This is a genomic window from Microvirga zambiensis WSM3693, from assembly GCF_016735695.1.
Taxonomy (GTDB): Bacteria; Pseudomonadota; Alphaproteobacteria; order Rhizobiales; family Beijerinckiaceae; genus Microvirga; species Microvirga zambiensis.
The window spans coordinates 1-839 of the sequence record NZ_JAERQD010000211.1 but is presented as its reverse complement, the minus strand read 5'-3'; the positions used below and the strand labels follow the sequence as shown (position 1 = coordinate 839).

Genomic DNA, 839 nt, shown 5'->3' with positions numbered 1-839 from the left:
GCCGTTAACCACGCGGATGTGTTCAGTGAGGTTGCGTACATGACACCGATCCTGTCCCCATGGACCCGCCCCGAGCCAGCGAAGAAGCCAGCCCCCAAATCTCTTCGTCAGCGTGTTCTCGTCGTTGAGGACGAGTTGATCATCGGAGAGCTTGCGGCCGAAACCCTGGCGGATGCTGGATACGAGGTGTTCACGGCAGCCAGCGCCGAGGAGGCCGAGATCATTCTGCGGGATGTGTCAGTGGATGTTTTGTTCACCGACATCAACCTGGGCGGTCGAGACGGCTTTGAGCTGGCGCAGGCCGCTCTGTCGCTCCAGCCCCTCCTGTCAGTTGTCTTCACCTCAGGCCGCTCCCGGATCTGCCACGGCATGTGCGAGTCAGTCGGAGTGCCTTTCCTCGCCAAGCCGTATCGCCTCGTGGAACTGGTGGAGGCGGTCGAGCGCGCAGTGAAAGCAACCACGACACAGTGATAGGTCCCTACAAGAACCCACCTTCTTCGACGACCTTGGCCAGGATCGTGCCGCCGGGGCAGGGCGCACTTTCACCAGCCCGTCGATGGTGGCTGCATCATCAGCAAGGAAGGTTGTATCCATCCTCCCTTGCCGAGGCAGCAGTTGGCGGTTGCTCTTACCGCTGGACGGTCAGGTTCGGGGACTACAAGGGCCGCAGAAGCGGCTCGGCGATAATCCCACCGATCAAGGCAAGAGACATCACAACAAGCCCAACGCGTCCCCACAGCGCAACACGATTCCTCCGGACCATCGGAAATCTCCGAGCGTCACACGTGGAAGACAACGGAACTGGCCGATGGTTGGTTGCCAATACGGCCAAGCTGCCC

General features: G+C 60.9%; 1 protein-coding gene. It reads left to right on the top strand.

Annotated elements, in window-relative coordinates:
• Positions 1–471 (top strand): response regulator (locus JKL46_RS34940; protein ID WP_246529754.1); only part of this gene is annotated, 471 nt, incomplete at its 5' end.
• Between the last annotated feature and the right edge of the window lie 368 nt (positions 472–839).